General features: G+C 36.5%; 10 protein-coding genes. All 10 read left to right on the top strand.

The window, feature by feature from the left end; genetic code table 11:
• The first annotated feature begins 140 nt into the window (after nt 1-140).
• The gene (locus MK119_RS13400; RefSeq protein WP_290679694.1) at nt 141-3,302 is read left to right on the top strand and encodes a TonB-dependent receptor; all 3,162 of its coding nucleotides are present in this window, start codon (nt 141-143) and stop codon (nt 3,300-3,302) included.
• Between the two features lie 10 nt (nt 3,303-3,312).
• Nucleotides 3,313-4,779, top strand: coding sequence for a RagB/SusD family nutrient uptake outer membrane protein (locus MK119_RS13395; protein ID WP_290679692.1), 1,467 nt, complete (start codon nt 3,313-3,315; stop codon nt 4,777-4,779).
• Nucleotides 4,780-4,804: 25 nt separating this feature from the next.
• The gene (locus MK119_RS13390) at nt 4,805-6,904 is read left to right on the top strand and encodes a PKD domain-containing protein (protein ID WP_290679690.1); all 2,100 of its coding nucleotides are present in this window, start codon (nt 4,805-4,807) and stop codon (nt 6,902-6,904) included.
• Between the two features lie 11 nt (nt 6,905-6,915).
• On the top strand, nt 6,916-8,547 hold the full coding sequence (locus MK119_RS13385; protein WP_290679688.1) for a glycoside hydrolase family 16 protein: 1,632 nt from the start codon (nt 6,916-6,918) through the stop codon (nt 8,545-8,547).
• A gap of 605 nt (nt 8,548-9,152) precedes the next feature.
• On the top strand, nt 9,153-12,338 hold the full coding sequence (locus tag MK119_RS13380) for a glycoside hydrolase family 2 TIM barrel-domain containing protein (RefSeq protein ID WP_290679686.1): 3,186 nt from the start codon (nt 9,153-9,155) through the stop codon (nt 12,336-12,338).
• Nucleotides 12,339-12,350: 12 nt separating this feature from the next.
• Complete coding sequence (locus MK119_RS13375) at nt 12,351-13,811, top strand: hypothetical protein (RefSeq protein WP_290679684.1); 1,461 nt, start codon at nt 12,351-12,353, stop codon at nt 13,809-13,811.
• 20 nt (nt 13,812-13,831) lie between these two features.
• Nucleotides 13,832-14,671: a glycoside hydrolase family 16 protein gene (locus MK119_RS13370; protein WP_290679682.1), complete on the top strand. Its 840-nt coding sequence runs from the start codon at nt 13,832-13,834 to the stop codon at nt 14,669-14,671.
• Nucleotides 14,672-14,684: 13 nt separating this feature from the next.
• Complete coding sequence (locus MK119_RS13365) at nt 14,685-15,518, top strand: PKD domain-containing protein (RefSeq protein ID WP_290679680.1); 834 nt, start codon at nt 14,685-14,687, stop codon at nt 15,516-15,518.
• A 60-nt stretch (nt 15,519-15,578) separates the two neighbouring features.
• The gene (locus MK119_RS13360) at nt 15,579-19,040 is read left to right on the top strand and encodes a hypothetical protein (RefSeq protein ID WP_290679678.1); all 3,462 of its coding nucleotides are present in this window, start codon (nt 15,579-15,581) and stop codon (nt 19,038-19,040) included.
• 15 nt (nt 19,041-19,055) lie between these two features.
• Nucleotides 19,056-20,345 carry a glycosyl hydrolase family 17 protein gene (locus MK119_RS13355; protein ID WP_290679676.1) on the top strand — a complete coding sequence of 430 codons (1,290 nt, stop codon included), beginning with the start codon at nt 19,056-19,058 and terminating at the stop codon, nt 20,343-20,345.

Here is a 20,345-nt window from a genome sequence, read left to right as displayed (position 1 = left end):
TAACTCATAAACAAAGGGGTTAAAATGATAATTCGTCAAATAAAAGCGCAAAATATTTTCATGTATGTTTTTTGTATAGGTGTTTTTTAAGGATTCGTTAACAATTGTGAATAAATTGTCAATAATTAAAAAACAACTATATGAACCGTTATGTAATCATCCTTGTATTCATGCTCTGCTCTATATGGAGTTATGGACAAGAGTTTGAGATAAAAGGGAAAGTTTTGGAAGATGGTAGTCAAATGCCATTACCAGGAGTAACCGTTTTACTCAAAAACACCTCAAAAGGAACTTCTACTGATTTCGATGGAAATTTCAGCCTAAAAAATGTTCCGAACGGAAGTACTATTGTATTTTCTTCCGTTGGATATGCAACTCAAGAAGTTGTAGTGACCTCAAACCAAGAACTAACCATACTAATGAAAGAAGATGCAGAAGCACTAGAATCTGTCGTTGTAATTGGATATGGTTCGCAAAGAAAAGAACTCGTCTCTGGAGCGTTTACTACGGTAGATGCCGACAAAATCGTAGAACGTAATCCCGTTAGAGTTGAAGAAGCATTACAAGGCTCTTCTTCTGGAGTTCAAGTAAATGCAACTTCTGGTTCGCCAGGTGCTGCACTAAACATTCGTATTCGTGGTATTACTTCAAATGGAAATAACAATCCGCTTATTATTGTAGATGGCGTAAATGTTGGAAACGATTTAAGTGTTATTGATCCAAACGATATTGAACAACTAGATGTTATTAAAGATGCCAGTTCAGCCATTTATGGAGTACAAGCTGCTAATGGTGTTATTTTGATTACCACAAAAAGTGGGCGTAGAGATTCTTCTACAAAATTTTCATACAATTCATTTTATACTGTTCAAGAGACTTCGAATACCTTAGATTTAATGAACGCTGCAGAATATGCTGTATATGTAAATGAAACTGAAATTGCTGATGGAAATGCATTGCCTTTTCCTGATATCTCTTCACTTGGAGAAGGAACCGATTGGCAAGATGAACTATTTACTTCAGCACCATTATTCAGCCACAGCTTAAGTGCTGCTGGAGGATCCGAAAATATCTCGTATGGAATAAGTGGTAGTTATTTAGGACAAGATGGTATCATTGCTCGTGATAAATCAAACTTTACACGTTGGACGCTCAAGAACAACTTAAGCATCAATCTTTCAGAAAAACTAAAACTAAACACCTTATTATTATACACAAATAGAAAAACAAGAGGAATTCCAGAAGGAGGAAGAGGTTCTATATTATATTATGGAGCGAATGCTTCTCCATTAACGCCAATTTTTGATGGCACAGACGGAACTGGTCCTTCTAGAGGATTCTCGTATATCGGTTCTGAACAAGGAATTGAAATTATAAACCCTTTTGCGGTAATCAACAATACATTCAATGAAGCTAAAACTAATCGCTTCACAGGAAAACTAGAGTTGGTGTATGATATCATTGAAGATTTAGATATTACTTCTCGTTTTAACTTTAATTACGCAGATGTAATCGCACGTTCTTACAGTCCGTTACAATATTACGGACCAAACAAGGTACAAAACAATGTCAATGTTGCCAACAATCAATTTATATTAGATAGAAATGATGATGGAGACAGAGATGTATACAGTACCGTAAGTGAAAACACGCAGAATTTCTTTGATTATACATGGGAAACCTTTGTAAACTATAAGAAATCTTTTGGAGATCATAACTTTTCAGGATTATTAGGAACTTCATTACAAAGTTTTCAATACGACGGAATTTTTGCAACAGGGTTTTTAGTAAATGGTCCAGATGCATGGAGCAATGCATACTTAAGCAACACACAATCATTTATTATTGATGATGATGATACGCCAAATGGCGACCCGCAAGACATTCAACAAACCTTAAATGCTACTACAGGAATCGGAGAAGATCGTGTATACTCCGTATTTGGAAGATTACAATACGATTATCAAGGGAAATACTTATTCTCAGCAATGTTACGTCGTGATGCCTCTACACGTTTCGGTCCAGACAATCGTGTAGGATATTTTCCATCGCTTTCTGGTGGTTGGGTAATTACACAAGAAGATTTCTTCAAATCTGACCTTATCAACAGTTTAAAGCTAAGAGGAAGTTGGGGAATCACTGGAAATGACCGAATTGGTAGTTTCCGTTGGTTAGGATTCTTACAAGGAGCCAATGCAGAGGCTTCATATCCTTTCGGAGATGTACTATCCTTTGGAAATGCTATTGGAGCTTTATCAAATTCAAAACTTCAATGGGAAACTACCACACAAACCAATATAGGTTTTGACATGAGTCTGTTTGATCGAAAGTTAGACATCAGTGTTGATTATTATAAAAAGCGTACCGAAGACTTATTATTAGTACCAGAAGTATCTGCTTTATTAGGAACAAGTGCAGGAGGAAGTTCGGCTCCTGTAGTAAATGCTGGAATCGTAGAAAACAAAGGATTGGATTTAAGTATCAATTTCTCTCACGATTTTACAGACGACTTTAGCATTCAAGTAGGATATAACCTAACAAGTATAGATAACAAAGCCATCGAAGTAAACAATGCAGCAGGATTTTTACCAGGAGGATTATTTGGTTTAGGGCAAACAACTTCACGTTTCCAATCAGGATTGCCAATTGGAGCCTTTTGGGGATTACAAACAGACGGAATCTTTCAAAACCAAGCAGAAATTGATGCACATGCTGTACAACCAGATGCACAACCAGGAGACATTCGCTACGTAGATTTAGATGGTGATGGTGTGATCGAATTTGGAAGTCAAGACGATCAAGGCATGATTGGAAATCCAATTCCAGATTTTACAATGGGATTCAATTTAAACTTAAACTACAAACAATTTGACTTTGGAACGTCTTTATATGCTTCTATCGGAAATGATATTGCCAGAAGTTATGAGCGTTTCCTAACGTATAGCAACAAACCAACCTTATACTTAGATCGTTGGACAGGTGAAGGAACTTCGAATTTTGTTCCAAGAGCCTCTACAAACGCATCAAACAATCGCTTGTTCTCAGACTTCTTCGTAGAAGACGGTTCGTACTTACGTATACAAAACGTTCAAGTTGGTTACTCTTTGCCAGAATCAGTCTTAGAGAAAATCCACTTGGATCGATTTAGAATCTATTTCGGAGTAAACAATTTACATACGTTCACAAAATATCGAGGATACAATCCAGATGTCTCAAACTCTGATCCGCTTTCGGCAGGAGTTGACTTAGGGCAATATCCTTTAGCAAGAACCTTTACAACAGGAGTTAATGTATCATTCTAAATCCATCACTATGTATAATAAGATAACAAAAATAGCAGCTACGCTACTGATCATTATGAGCATACAATCTTGTGATGATTACTTAGAAATTTTGCCACCAGGGCAAGAAAATTCAGAAAACTTTTTCAATACGCCCGATAATTATCAGGATGCACTTATTGGTGTATATGACTTACTATCTACCACGTATTTGAATAATATTTTAGGGGAAATTGCCTCTGACAACAGTCTCTGTGGAGGAGAAAACCCAACAGACGTACTCGATTGGCAACAAATAGACGATATGATTCATACACCAGACAATGGTGCGTTGCGAAACGTATTTCAATGGATGTATGCTGGAATTAGTAGAGCAAACTATATCGTAGAATTTCAAGATAACTTAAATTTTGACGGAAAAGATCAACTCTTAGCTGAAAATTTATTTCTACGATCATATTTTTACTTTGAATTGGTGAAATTCTTCGGAGATGTACCATTGTATACGGACAGAAGAATCACAATAGACGAAACACAATCTATTGACAGAACGCCAAAAGCAGATGTATATACACGTTTGGAAGTAGATTTAATGAATGCTATTCCAGATTTACCTTGGACGCAAACACAAAATGGTAGAGCAACCAAAGGCGCTGCATGGGCATTGCTTGGAAAAATATACTTATACCAAGAAAAATATACACTAGCGGCAGAAGCTTTCAATGAAATTATCAATTCTGGGCAATACCAATTGGTTCAAGATTTCAATACCATCTTTTTAAACAATAACGAAAACAACTCAGAATCTGTATTTGAAGTTCAATATTCAGGTACGCAAGAAGGAGCAAGTTTCGGGTGTTTCCAATGTGTAGAAGGAAATGTTGCTGTAGGGTTTATGGGACCTCGTTTTCAAGGAGGAAACTTTAGCCCGTATGCATCAGGATTTAGCTTCAACGTACCAGTACAAGACGTAGTAGACTTATATCAAGCAGGTGATACACGCTTGACAGCTACTGTATTAGACATAGATGCCTTTGTAGCAGCCCGACCAGATGTAACATTCACATTAGGTTCTGAGCACACAGGATACTTCAATCTAAAATACATTCCGTATGCAAACGACAATGTAATTCAAGATGCAAACATTAACCGTAGTAACAACTACAGAGCTATTCGCTATGCAGATGTATTACTAATGGCTGCTGAAGCGAACTTATTGGCACCAGCACCAGTTGCAAATCCACAAACCCTATTAGATGCTATTCGCGATAGAGCTTTTGGAAATACCAATAACAGAATACCTGCAACACTAGAGAATGTATTAGCAGAAAGAAGAAGAGAACTAGTGGGAGAAGGACATCGTTTCTTTGATCAAGTTAGAACAGGACAAACAAGCACTATTCCAGGATTTACATCAGGGAAAAACGAAGTATTTCCAATTCCAAGAATCGAAATTGAATTGGCAGGAAATCGTTGGCCACAAAATGCAGGATATTAACCGCTAGAAAAAGAAAACATACAAGATGAAAACAATAAAATATATATTCAGCTTATGTCTAGTCGCACTGATTGTATTCAGTTGTGAAGATGACGAAAATTTGGATTTTGTAGACACAGCAAGTGCACCTACTAACTTATCCTTATTAACAGAAATTACACAAGACAATACTGGGTTGGTAAAAATCACGCCGCTTGGTGAAGGAGTTGCCAGCTACAGTCTTGACTATGGAGATGGCTCTGATGTAGCTACTGAAATAGCACCAGGAAGCTATGTAGAACATACCTATGCAGAAGGAAGTTATGATGTTATATTAACAGCTACAAGCTTAAATGGAAAAACGACTACTTTAACTCAGCAAATCGTAGTATCGTTCTTAGCGCCACAAAACTTAGTAGTAACTATTGAAAATGATCCAGGCGTTTCTAAGCAGTTAAATGTAACTGCTACAGCAGATTTTGCCATGACAAATCAAGTTGATTTTGGAGATGGAAGTGATCCTGTGTCTGCAAATATTGGAGAAACGATCTCACACATCTACGACGATCCAGGAACTTATACAATTACAGTAATTGCTATGGGAGGAGCTATAGAAACAACTACATATACAGAAGATTTTGAAGTAACAGCCATTGTACAACCATTAACTTCGGCTCCAGCACAACCAGCAAGAGCAGATGGAGATGTTATCTCTATTTTTAGCAGTGCATACAATGATCTACCAGATACAAACTATTTCCCAGATTGGGGTCAAGGAGGTCAAGGTAGTAGTTGGGCAATGTTTGAGTTAAACGAAGATCAAATGTTACAATACATTAATATAAGCTATCAAGGAATTGCCTTGGCAGATGGAACAAGTGTTGATGTTTCAGGAATGGAATACTTACACTTAGATGTTTGGACAGCGGACGTAGTAACCGATTTAGAAGTGTCACTCATCAATAATCCAGCGAGTTCTTCTGAAGCGCCTGTAACGCGTTCGCTTACAGCAGATTCTTGGACAACATTAGAAATTCCAATTTCAGAATATGTAGATCAAGGATTATCTGTAGATGAAATCTTCCAATTAAAATTTGTAGGAACACCTTGGGCAGCAGGAACCGTATTTATTGATAATATTTATTTCTACAAAGAAGCAAGTACAGCACCAACAATTGCAGGAACTTGGAAAGTAGCACCAGTAGCAGGGTCATTAGCGGTTGGACCATCGCCAGGATCTGGAGAATGGTTCTCTATCAGTGATGCACAAGTTGCTGAAAGAGCTTGTTACTATAATGATACGTATGTATTTGGAACTGATGGTTCATTCAGTAATGTATTAGGAGCTGATACGTGGATTGAAGGTTGGCAAAGTGGAAGTGGCGATGCTTGTGGAGCGCCAATTGCACCACATGATGGATCTGCAGCAGCAACCTATTCTTATGATGAAGGAGCAGGAACAGTAACCATCAATGGAACAGGAGCGTACATAGCTTTACCAAAAGCAACCAACACAGGAGAGCTTTCTAACCCAGCAGACGCACCAAGCTCAATTACATATAATGTCACGCTTGATGATATTAATAACATGACAGTACAAATAGAAGCTGGAAGCGGTGTATTCTGGACATTCAAATTAGTGAGAGAAGGTGATGTGCCAACATCTCCATTAGCAGGTTCTTGGAGTGTTGCTCCAGAAGCAGGATCGTTAGCAGTTGGACCTTCAGCAGGTTCGGGAGAATGGTTCTCTATCAGTGATGCGCAAGTTGCTGAAAGAGCATGTTTCTATGATGATGAATATGTGTTTGGAGCAGATGGTTCATTTACAAATGTTTTGGGAATGGATACATGGATTGAAGGTTGGCAAAGTGGAAGTGGAGATGCTTGTGGAGCACCAATTGCACCACATGACGGATCTACAGCAGCCACATTTACCTATGATGAAGGCGCAGGAACTGTAACACTTAATGGTACTGGAGCATACTTAGGAATTCCAAAAGCAAACAATTCTGGAGAACTTTCAAGTCCTGGAGATGCACCAAGCTCTATTACATATAATGTAACATTTATTGACGATAACACCATTTCGGTACAAATAGAAGCTGGAAGTGGTGTATTCTGGACATATAAGCTAATCAAAAATTAATACAGAGAAAGATGAAAAAATTTAAATACATACTCTCATCACTATTAGGTATCTTAGTGCTAACGGTTAGCTGTCAAGATGATGATCCTGTAGTGGGAGATTTAATCACACCAAGTAACTTGCAAGTCACAGCATCCATTGTGGGACAAGATGCAAGCAATCCAAATGGAGATGGAAGTGGTGTTGTAAACTTTACCGCTACTGCGGATGATGCCATTACGTATAGATTTATATACGAATCTAATCAACAAACTGCGGCTACAGGTACAGCGTCGTTTATATTTTCCAACTTAGGAGTAAACACCTACACTATAACTGTAATTGCGTATGGAACTGGAGGAATTTCTACAACAACAACAATAACTGTAGATGTATTAGCTACCTATGCACCGCCAGCAGACTTACTTGAAAAACTAGTAGGAGATGGATCTAGAACATGGAGAATCAAATCAGAACAACAAGGACACTTTGGTTTAGGTCCTGTTGGAGGAACTGTGCCGACAGAATGGTACGGAGCACAACCTGATGAAAAAGCGACTGTTGGAATGTATGATGATAGATACATTTTTAATTCAGACGGGACATTTACTTTTATCACCAATAATACCAATGATGAAGGAGGAACAGATATTTCAGGGACTGTATTTGGACGTGTAAATTTGATAGATGAATTAGGAGGCTCAGGAGGAGAAATTAACGGTGCAGATGTAGAAAACTTACCTTATGATGATTTTCAAGAAAGTTGGGTGTTAATTGCACCAAGTGGAGTTGAAACTATAAACCTTACAGGAAACGGTTTTATCGGATATTACACGGGAGGATCACATAATTATGAAATCTTTGACCGTTCTGTACCTAATGAATTAGTATTAAGAACAACAGATGGAAACGGTGAATTTGACTGGTGGTTTATCATAACTTCAGCAGAGCCATCTCCACCAAGTAATTTTGAAACACAATATAACAACTTAGTTTGGGAAGATAGTTTTGATACAGACGGTGCGCCAGATACTTCCATCTGGACTTACGACCTTGGTGATGGCGGATGGGGAAATGAAGAAGTGCAGACCTATACAAATGATGCCAGCAATGTAATTATTGAAGATGGGATGTTAAAAATTACGGCTGTCAAAGATGCCGGCGGTAATTATACATCAGCACGTTTAAAATCTGAAAACCTATATGAATTTACCTATGGTAGGGTAGAAGTGCGTGCCAAATTACCTGCTTCGCAAGGAACTTGGCCAGCTATTTGGATGCTTGGCGCAAACTTTGATACCGTAGGATGGCCAACCTGTGGAGAAATAGATATCATGGAACAAAAAGGACAGGATAAAAATACGATCTTAGGAACAGTACATCATCCAGGAGTTTCACCAGGTGCTGGAGATTCGGCGACAACATCATTGCCAACGTCTACTTCAGAATTTCATAACTACACTGTAGAATGGACAGATACCACAATTACTTTCTTAGTGGACGGATTTGTATTTCATACAGTAAACAACGATGTAACTCTACCATTTAATGATGATTTCTTCTTAATACTAAATGTTGCTATGGGAGGAACTTTAGGAGGAGAAATTGATCCATCATTCACACAGGATACAATGGAAATTGATTATGTAAGAGTGTATCAATAAAATGAAATTTACTTGGATACAGCTATAATAACCAAGCTTGCTTATATGTTTGTTCTTTTCGATTTCGGAAAGAACAAACAGAGCAAGAAAGAATTTAAAAATTGTGATCCAAAATCATAAAATGGATAACTTTTATAGCTTTTAAAATCAAATTACACAAAACGACATCGATTTCGATTTATATCTCCAAAACAGCACAAAACAGTTAAAAAGTCTATAAAACCTATATACAAAAGACTATATAAGCACTACAACATTACCACAACATACAGTAAAAACACAGTGTTTATGTAGTTATATATTAAAAAATTATGAATAACATATTCATTGTCAATCCTGCAAAATCACAGGGTTTAAATTGATAAAAATGCAATTTTAACACAATTTTATTGAGGATGTATGTTTTTTGTTGTGGTTCATATTTTAGATTTCGTAATAATAATATCTAGTTTTAATAACAACAAAAACAGGATGAGTGTATTACTCTGAATAAACCAATCAAGAATTAAATAGACAATGTAATGAGCTGAAATGATCTGATCTACCATACTAAAGATCTCTAGCGAATTCCATCTGAGCTGAATTAACAAACTAAAAACAAACAGATGAAAAAAACCTTTCTAACCTTAGCACTGATTTTTTTAACAACATCTATGTTTTCTCAAGTTGACAATGTTACTGTGAAGAAAACGGATCAAGGAATGAAATTGGTTGTTAACGGAAAAGATTTTATGATCAACGGTATGAACTGGGATTATGTGCCTATTGGTTCTACAATTACCGATCCTGGAATATGGAATCGATCTGACGATGTTATCATGTCTGCACTTGACGCTGAAATGTCACTGCTCAAGAACATGGGTGTAAATGCGATTAGATCCTATAACTTAAAACCAAAGTGGATTAAGTATATATATGAAAACTATGGTATATACACAATGCTTAACATCACTTTTGGAGCGTATGGACTTACCATAAATGGTGCATGGACTCCAAAAACGGATTATGCAGATCCTGAGACCAGAAAAGTGTTAATGCAAGAAGCTATTGACATGGCTAATACCTATAAAGATACTCCTGGATTACTCTTATATATGATAGGAAACGAAAATAACTATCACTTATCTTGGTCTGGAGCAGAAACAGAAGCCATTCCAATCGAAGGAATTGATTCCAATAAAATAAAAGCGGCTCGTGCATTATATAAGGCTTTTAACGATGCTTCTTTAGAAGTAAAGAAAATTGATACATCGCATCCAGTAGCCATCTGTAACGGTGACTTATTATATGCTGACTTAGTAAAGGAAGAATGTACAGATATTGATATATATGGTACAAACATGTACCGAGGAATCTCGTTTGGAGATGCTTTCCAAAGAGTAAGCAAAGAGTTAAATATGCCAATTCTTTTTGCAGAATTTGGAGCTGATGCTTTTAATGCTAGAGACAATGAAGAAGATCAATATTCTCAAGCATATTACATGGTTGGAAACTGGAAAGAAATTTATGCAAATGCAGCAGGTGTTGGAGGTGCCCAAAACTCATTAGGAGGATTTACATTCCAATTCTCTGACGGTTGGTGGAAATATCTTCAAACAAAAAATTTAGATGTTCATGATAACAATGCTTCTTGGCCAAATGGTGGATACTCAAGAGACCAAGCTAAAGAAGGTGATAACAACATGAATGAAGAATGGTTCGGAATCTGTGCAAAAGGACCAACAAATGCAAGAGGTCTATACACATTATATCCACGTGCAGCATACTACGCACTAAAAGAAGTACATCAGTTAGATCCTTACGGAGAAGGAATGTCAAAGAGTTTCATTACAAATCATATAGATAACATCCAAATCATGGATGCAGTCTTAAGAGCTAGAGGAGACAAAGCAGCTATGGGAGGTGGAAGTAGCCAAAAAATACGCTTAAGCCAATTAAGAGCTGAATTCACAACCTTCAATACTGGCGGAAGTTTAATTACAACACCAACAAATGAAGATACTAACGAAAATGCATTTCCAAACCAATTAGGTTTTGACCACATGCAATCATATTATGTAGGAATTGAAGGAAATCCTGCTCCAAACATGAGAGCAAACATAAATTTCAACATTCTAGGAAATGTTGCTGAAAATCCAATAAATGAAATCTTCTATGAAAATGCCGGTAGGCCAATTACAATTGTTGGCGTTGATGGCGGAAATGACATTGATGTAGAAATTGCAGATTTTAATAGACTACGTGTATACAACGCAGAATTTGAATGGAAAACTAAAAATGCAGATGTGCGAGGATTTTATCGTACAGGACATTACCACTGGGGATACGAAGGAGATATCTTCGGATTATATCCAGAAGCAAACTATGGTCCTAACTTAGACATCTATGGAGGTGAGATTTTAGGTGTTGAAATTGACGGTAAAGGAGTTTTAAATGGAGCAAAAGCAGCATTCGGACCACAACTTTGGTGGGGAGCAAACCCAACAATGTTATTCAAGTATACAAGAAACATCAAAGGATGGGATGTAACAGGTATTTATCATAGAGATTTTAATACAGACTTAGAATTTGATCAAACTGGACGCCGTATACTAGATGCCAATCAAGTACGAAGTGGTGTGATTCCTGGATGGCCTATGGAAAGAGCTACAGTAGCAATAGAAAAAGACTTTGGTAAAGTTGGTATTGCTGTTGGAGGTATTTGGGCAGGAAACCCATTAAACGGAAGTGTATATCAGGATGTAAGAGGAAATTCAGGAAACTACACAGTTGTTGAAGACAAAATTAAATCTAGCGATAACTGGGGAGCAAAAGCAAAAATTACCTATGAAGGCGGACGATTTAATTGGTACGCACAAGGTAGTGTAATGGGATTAGTAGCTAATGGTGGAGCTGATCAAACACAAACATTCACAGGATGGAGATTAAGAGATTCTGGTAGTGGAAACATGTCAAACTTCTTATCTGGTTTTACATATACCATGGGAGATTTCCAAATTGCACCAAACTTTATGTATCAAAAACCATTAGTAGATGCAATGCCTACAGATGTACCAGCACCTGGAAGATTACGTAATGTAATTGATGATCCATTTGCTGTAAGAGGTGGAAACCGAGAAATGACAGCGGGTGAAATCTTAATTACTTACGATCCAACACCAGGAACTTGGATGTATGAGTGGAACAATGATAGAGCAGAAGACGCAAAATTTGCAGCAAACTTAGGATTTGTATTCCGTCACTTACCAACGACACAAGATGCACATATCGGTTTCAATGCAAACCGAACTTTCTTTGCATTCCCAAATACTGTTCCAGCGGAAGACTTATGGGAAATAAACTCTCGTATGGTATCAAAAGTATCTCCTGAATTAGGAATCATAGGAAACTTCTACTACGGAAATGCGCAAGCAAATGGTGATAATGACAGACTTATTAAAAGATTTGGTGGAGATGTTCGAATGATTTACAACAACATCAAAATAGAGTCCCATGTTAAAATTAACGATTGGGGACCATTTGACTACCACAGAGACTTCAACTTAACATACCCAACTCAATTAATGTTAGATATCTCTACTTCACTAGGAAAACCAGATTGGTTCATTTTACCTAGTACAAGAATTGGAATCCGTGGAACTTGGCGTTCTTTAGATGAGTTTTCTCCAAGATACTTACCAAACACCACCTCAGGTCAATTCTCTAACGATCCAGTATTAAGTCCAGTAGGATTTGATAATGGTACAGAGTGGGAAATAAGAACATATATACACATCAATATCGGAAAATAATAAGCTATAAAAATGAAAGGATTTACATACATAAAAAACACATTACTTGCTGGTTTAGCAATAGCCTTTACCGCAAGTTGTGAACGAGATATATCGGATGAAGCCATTGAGGCAACATTCCCAAAAACAGCGGATATATTCACAGATGCTCCTGTAAGCTTAACAGACGAATTTTTTGAATCATTTGACCCTGCCGTTGGTGCAAATCCAAATGGTTTTGGAACTGATGAAAATGAAGCTTATGAAGGATCATCGTCAATTCGAATAGACGTACCAAGTCCAAATGATCCTGATGGAGGTTTCATCGGAGGAATCTTCAGAGATCGTGGAGCAGGTAGAGATTTATCAGGTTACGATGCATTAACATTCTGGGCTAAAGGAACACTTACAGGAAACGTAACTGTTGGTTTTGGTACAGACTTCGATACAAATACATATCCTGTTTCAACAGTAATAGAATTATCAAGCGGTTGGAAAAAGTACATAATCCCAATTCCTGATCCTTCTAAATTAGTTCAGGAAAGAGGTATGTTCTTATTCTCAGCAGGATCTTTTGATCCTCTTGGAAACGACGATCCTGCGCTAGCAAGTTCGTTTACTGACAATATTGGTTACACTTTTTGGATCGATGAATTACGATTTGAAAACTTAGGAAATATAGATTTATTATTCCCTTATATGTTGAATGGTCAGGATGTTGCCATAGATAATTTTGCAGGATATACACAAGTTATAGATGGTTTAGGAGCTACTTTCAATTTAGGAAATGGACAAAACATTGCGGTAGAAGCAGCAACAGCATATTTTGAATTTTCTTCATCAGATACAACAGTTGCTACAGTCAGCAATGTTGGAGAAGTAAATGTTATTGGTGCTGGTATGACTACCATTACAGCTAGTATCGGAAACGAAGCAGCCAATGGATCTTTAGCAATCACTTCTTCTGGGGCATTTGTAAATGCTCCTGACCCAACACAAGCACAAGCAGATGTTATTTCTATATACAGCGACGCTTACACAAGCGTAAATGGATTTAATCCAGGTGTTTTTGCAGGTTCTAACACGCAAAATATCTCAGTACAAACTTTTGATGGTAACAGTCATGTAAGCTATGAAGGAATAGATTTTATAGGAATCGGATGGGATGGAACAGTGAATGTAACAGGTGAAACAATGGTTCACGTAGACATTCAACTAACAAGTAGTGCTGGAGCAGCGCTCGTAATGGAATTAATTGATTTTGGTCCAGATGATACCGACAATGGTTTTGGTGATGGATCAGCAGGAGGATTTAATGTTAGCAGTCAACTAATGCCAGGTGAATGGGTTGGAATTGATATTCCTTTAAATGCCTTTACATTACCTACAGGTGGTGGTGGAGCAGGTAATCCAAACCTAGGTAATATCGGTTACATTGTTTTTGTTTCTTCGAATGGAGCCTCATTCTTAGTTGACAACATTTATTTCTATTAAGAATTCATAAAATTTTATCAATGAAAAAAATAATAAAAAATAGTTTGCTAGCATTGACAGTCATTTCAAGTGTTGTTTTTGCTGGTTGTGAAGCAGATGAAACGCAAACAGTCGCTACCCTAACGAATTTGGTAATGTCTGATGAGTTCGATACAGATGGTGCACCTGACCCAAGCTTATGGACATATGACTTAGGAGACGGAACACAACAAGGTTTACCTGCTGGATGGGGAAACAACGAATTGCAAGTATACACGAACAATTCTGAAAATGTAGTAGTAGACAATGGACTTTTAGTCATTACAGCCAGAGAAAATGCTTCAGGAGGTTATACTTCTGCAAGAATCAAAACACAAGGATTATTTGAACAACAATACGGACGTTTTGAGGCAAGAATTCGCTTACCGCAAGGAAAAGGGTTATGGCCTGCATTTTGGCTGTTAGGATCAGATTGCGATGTAAATCCTTGGCCAGCATGTGGAGAAATTGACATCATGGAATATTTAGGAAACCAACCTACAGTTGTATTTGGAAGTGTACATGGACCTAACTTTTCAGGAGCACAATCCGTTTCAAAAGAATACGAAATTCCAAATGATAGGTTTGATACAGACTTTCATGTTTTCGGTATCGAATGGAGTCCAGGACGCATCAATTACTACGTAGATGATGTATTATACCAAAGCATTACACCAGAAACCATTGCAGATGAAACTAATGGTCAAGGAACTTGGGTATTTGATAATTCTTTCTACATCATTTTAAATGTAGCTGTAGGCGGAAATCTACCAGGTGCTCCAGATGAAAATACCACTTTCCCACAAAGAATGTTTGTTGATTATATAAGAGTTTACAACTAAAAAATACGAAGACATGAAATTTTTAAAATATAAAATAAGCCTACTTTCTTTAGTAGTATTGTCATTAACAATCTTCACTTCATGTGAAGATGATAATGAAAGTGGAGTTACACTATTGGGTTTAGAAGCTAAATTTATTGCAGAAATAGAATCAAAAACAATTTCCTTTTTCAATGTTTCTAGCAATGCTACCTCTTACTCTTGGGATTTAGGTGATGGAACAACGTCAGTATTAGAAAATCCAGTAAGAAAGTATACTAACGGAATGTATACAGTTGTCTTAACTGCATTCAATGACAATGGTGAATCTAGTAGATTCGAGGAAACATTTGTTATTGACGGTTGTGTTGAAGAAACCGAAGAAAATATTGATCCAGGAAACGGTGATTTAAACTGGACTTTTTTAAGTGATGATACAGGCTTTGACGCTTTTGGAGGCATCGGAGGTGCTATAGTACCTAATCCAGTGTTAGATAACGTAAACAACAGTTGTTTTGTACAAATTTATGACAAAACTGTTGGTTGCCAAACGTGGGCTGGAGTAGGTATTGAATTGGCAACTTCCTTAGATTTCTCAACAATCACAAATAAAACATTTAAGATGAAAGTTCTAGCAGAAAATCAGGTAACTGATGTTACACTACGACTAGAATTCATGCCTTTCCCTAATGTAAATCCTTTTCAAGAAAGAATTGCAACCATTACACAAGTTGGACAATGGCAAGAACTTAGTTTTGATTTTACGGGTGTAAACTCTGGAACTTTTAAAAGTATGATTATCTATTTCGAAAGAAACACGCCATGTGATGGTGATGTATATTTTTTCGATGAAATCACGCAAGAATAAAAATCCGAACTAATTATAAAATTCTCCTACTTCCCTGAGAAGTGAAAATAATGACCAACAATGATTAAAGAAGCAAGCTTAGATCAAGATATTCTATCAAATATGTCTCAAATAGAAACAATACACATAAACAACGAACGTTTTTACAAAATTTCTAACAGCGATACCATCCGACCATTTTTTATGAGTATCGTAAGCGATTCTGACCACTGGATGTTTATTTCTAGTAATGGCGGATTAACCGCTGGACGTAAAAACGCTGAATTTTCATTATTTCCATATTACACAGATGATAAAATCACAGAATCTGCTGAAATAACTGGAAGTAAATCGATTTTTCAAGTCACAAAAAAGAGTAAAAACCATTTATGGGAACCTTTCTCAGAGCGTTTTGAAGGAATGTACCATGTAACGCGTAATCTGTATAAAAACAATTACGGAAACAAAGTACTATTCGAGGAAGTTAACCACGATTTAGAACTTACGTTTCGTTACCAATGGAATTCCAGCGATGAATTCGGGTTTGTAAAAACATCTAATTTGACAAACAATTCGCAAGAAGCTGTTCAAATCAATGTAATAGACGGAATTCAAAACGTGCTACCTTATGGCGTTGGTTCAGATATACAAAACGCAAGTAGTAACTTGGTAGACGCTTATAAACGAACTGAACTTGAAGAAAGCACTGGTTTAGGAATCTTTGCACTAAGCGCAATTATTGTAGACAAAGCTGAACCAAGTGAAGCTTTAAAAGCAAATGTAGTTTGGTCATTAGGAATAGAAAATGCACAATACTTGCTGTCATCGTTACAGCTAAACGCATATCGCAAACGTCATCCAATTCAACAAGAAACTGATGTAAAAGCAGAAAAAGGAGCGTATTTCATCAATGCAGAGATATACTTACAAGCTTCTGAAAGTAAAGATTGGATGACAGTTGCGAATGTAAATCAAGATCATAATGATATTGCTGCACTTTCATACCGTATCAAAAGCGAACTCAATTTAGCTACTACAATTCAAAATAGTATCAATGCAGGAACAGAACGTTTATTAGCGTTAAATGCTGCTTCTGATAGTATGCAATTAACAGCAGATAAATTCAGAGATACGCGTCATTTCTCAAATACGCTTTTTAATATCATGCGAGGAGGGATTTTTGATAACCATTATCAAATTGAAAAATGGGATTTCAAAAACTATTTGGCAAAAGCCAATAAAAAAGTAGCAAGAACCTCAGAAGATATTATTGATGCTTTACCAGAAGAATTCTCATTAGCTGACATACAAAAAATAGCATACGATAGTACAGATAAAAATTTCAGACGTTTATGTTTGGAATATATGCCATTGAAATTTAGCCGTCGTCATGGAGATCCAAGTCGTCCTTGGAACAAATTCTCTATCAATACACGAAGCGAAGTTGATGGTTCTAAAATATTAGATTATGAAGGAAACTGGCGTGATATTTTCCAAAACTGGGAAGCCTTAGCTCATTCCTATCCAGAATTTATAGAAAGTATGATTCACAAGTTTTTGAATGCTACTACTTTTGATGGATACAACCCATATCGTATTACCAAAGATGGTTTTGATTGGGAAGTTGCAGAACCAGATGATCCTTGGTCGTACATTGGATATTGGGGCGATCACCAAATCATATACTTACAAAAGTTTTTAGAAATTATTGAAAGCCATAAACCAGGAAGATTGGAAAGCTTTTTTGATAAAGATTTGTTTGTATATGCCAACGTTCCATACAAAATAAAGCAATATCAGGACTTATTAAAAAATCCAAAAGATACTATTGAGTTTGATGAAGCATCTGACCATAAAATTCGCCAACAACGCGATGAATTAGGAGCAGATGGAGCTTTATTACGTGATGAAAACAGATTCATTGTCAAAGTAAACTTCATTGAAAAAATACTGGCAACAACACTGGCAAAAATCTCCAATTTTATTCCAGAAGGAGGAATTTGGATGAATACACAACGTCCAGAATGGAATGATGCTAACAATGCCTTAGTAGGTAATGGAGTATCTATGGTAACATTATGCTACTTACGTCGTTTCCTTAAATTCTTTGAAACTGTTTTTGATAAAGCAGATGTCAAATCTGTAGATGTTTCTAAAGAATTGGTAGACTTCTTCCGTAAAGTAGCAGTAACACTTACTGAAAACCAACACATCTTAACAGGAAAAATCAGTGATAAAGATCGTAAAACTGTTTTAGATGGTTTAGGAGAAGCAGGAAGTGTATTCAGAGAGCAAATCTATGACAAAGCATTCTCAGGTCGTAAATCAAATATTAATATTGATGAAATCCTATCGTTTGTAACAATCAGTTTGGCATATTTAGAACATGCTATTGAAGCTAACAAGCGTGAAGACAATTTGTATCATGCATACAACTTAATGACGGTTGAAGATAATGATAATGTATCCATTTCATATCTCAATGAAATGCTAGAAGGACAAGTAGCCGTATTAAGTTCAGGATATATCTCTTCAAAAGAAGCATTAGCTGTATTAGATGGGTTAAAAGGAAGTAAACTATTTCGACCAGATCAATACAGTTACTTACTCTATCCAAATAAAGAACTCAAAGGATTTATAGAACGTAACACTATTCCAAAAGAAGCGGTTGTAAAATCAGCACTTCTCAATAAATTATTAAATGATAATGATGGAAGCATAATCACACGTGATATCAATGGCGATTATCACTTTAATGGAAACTTTAAAAATGCAGGTGACCTTAGTGCGGCATTAGAGCAATTAAGCGAAACACCATACCAAGAACTTGCTCAAGAAGATGCTTCTTATGTATTAGAAATCTTTGAAGAAGTATTCAACCACAAAGCCTTTACAGGTCGTTCAGGAACTTTCTATGGATATGAAGGATTAGGTTCTATCTATTGGCACATGGTATCTAAATTGCAACTGGCAGTATTAGAATGTTGTTTAAAAGCAATTCGTGACAAAGAAAGCGCTGAAACTATTGGAAGATTATTAGAGCATTACTACGAAATAAACGAAGGAATTGGTGTGCACAAATCTCCATCACTATATGGAGCTTTCCCAACAGATCCGTATTCACATACGCCAGCTGGAAAAGGTGCACAGCAACCAGGAATGACAGGACAAGTAAAAGAAGATATTCTAAGTCGTTTTGGGGAACTAGGTGTGTTTGTAGGCGAAGGAAAACTATACTTTGATCCATGCATGTTACGTAAAGATGAATTCTTGTTGGAAGACAAAATATTTAACTATGTAAACATTAATTCACAAGCAAAAGAACTTACTGTTGCCAAAGGATCTCTATGTTTTACGTACTGTCAAGTACCAATCGTTTACACTGTTGCTGAAGAATACGCATTAGAAGTTCATTTCAATGATGGAACAGTTGAAGAATTCAACAACTTAAGTTTAAATAAAACTACGAGTCAAAAAGTATTTGAACGTGTAGGAGAAGTAATACAAATAAACGTGCGTATCAAAAAAGATCATTTAAAGTAAAAATATTCGACACTCATGAGAACATTAAAGCACATATCTAAATTCATAATGATAACGCTATTAATAGTGTCTTGTGAAAAGACGCCAAAAAAGAAAACGTCGTCAGAACCATCAATACAGAAACAAGTGACCGCTAAAGATATATTAGGAAATAAAGACTATGTAGCCATCTCTTATGGAGGATACCGCACCAAAACACGTGATGTACAACCCACTATAGATGAGCTCAAAGATGATATGAAGATTCTCCATGCGATGGGAATCCGAGTTTTACGTACATATAATGTACAACTACCACAAGCAGCTAACCTTTTAAAAGCAATCAGGGAACTGATAAACGAAGACAATAAATTTGAGATGTATGTCATGTTAGGGGCTTGGATTGATTGTAAATATGCCTGGACAGGGCAAACACCCGATCACAATCAGGAAAGTGAAAAAAACGAGGAAGAAATCGAAAGAGCCGTCGCATTGGCGAATCAATATCCTGATATCATAAAAATTATTGCTGTAGGTAATGAAGCTATGGTAAAATGGGCAGCGAGTTACTATGTACAACCTGGCGTAATTCTAAAATGGGTAAATCATTTACAAAACCTTAAGAAAAAAGGAAAGCTAGATAAAGACTTGTGGATTACAAGTTCAGACAACTTTGCATCTTGGGGTGGAGGAGATACAATTTATCATGTAGAAGACCTAAGCAAACTAATCAAAGCTGTTGATTTTATTTCCATGCATACCTATCCAATGCACGATACACATTACAATCCTGTATTCTGGGGAACTATAGACGATGGAAAACGTTCAAGTCTTGAAAAAATAGACTTCGCTATGCAAAAAGCGAAAGAATATGCCATTTCTCAATACGATAGTGTTCACAATTACATGAAAAGCTTAGGAGTCAATAAGCCAATTCACATTGGTGAAACAGGTTGGGCTACCTATTCTAATGGACATTATGGAAATACAGGAAGTAAAGCAACAGACGAATATAAAGAAGCAATCTATTACAAGCACATGCGTGAGTGGACTGAAAAAGCAGGAATGTCATGTTTCTACTTTGAAGCCTTTGATGAAATATGGAAAGATGCACGTAATCCTAGAGGATCCGAAAATCATTTCGGACTATTTACCATTGATGGAAAAGCCAAATATGCACTTTGGAACCTTGTCGATAAAGATGTGTTTAAAGGCTTAACCAGAAATGGAAATATTATTGTAAAAACCTATAACGGCAACAAAGACTCACTTTTACTAGAAGTACAATTACCACCTGTAAAAGCAAAACTTGTTGTAAATCACTAA

The sequence above is a fragment of the Kordia sp. genome, assembly GCF_022447245.1.
In the GTDB taxonomy this organism is placed as follows: domain Bacteria; phylum Bacteroidota; class Bacteroidia; order Flavobacteriales; family Flavobacteriaceae; genus Kordia.
This window is presented reverse-complemented; position numbering and strand designations above follow the sequence as displayed.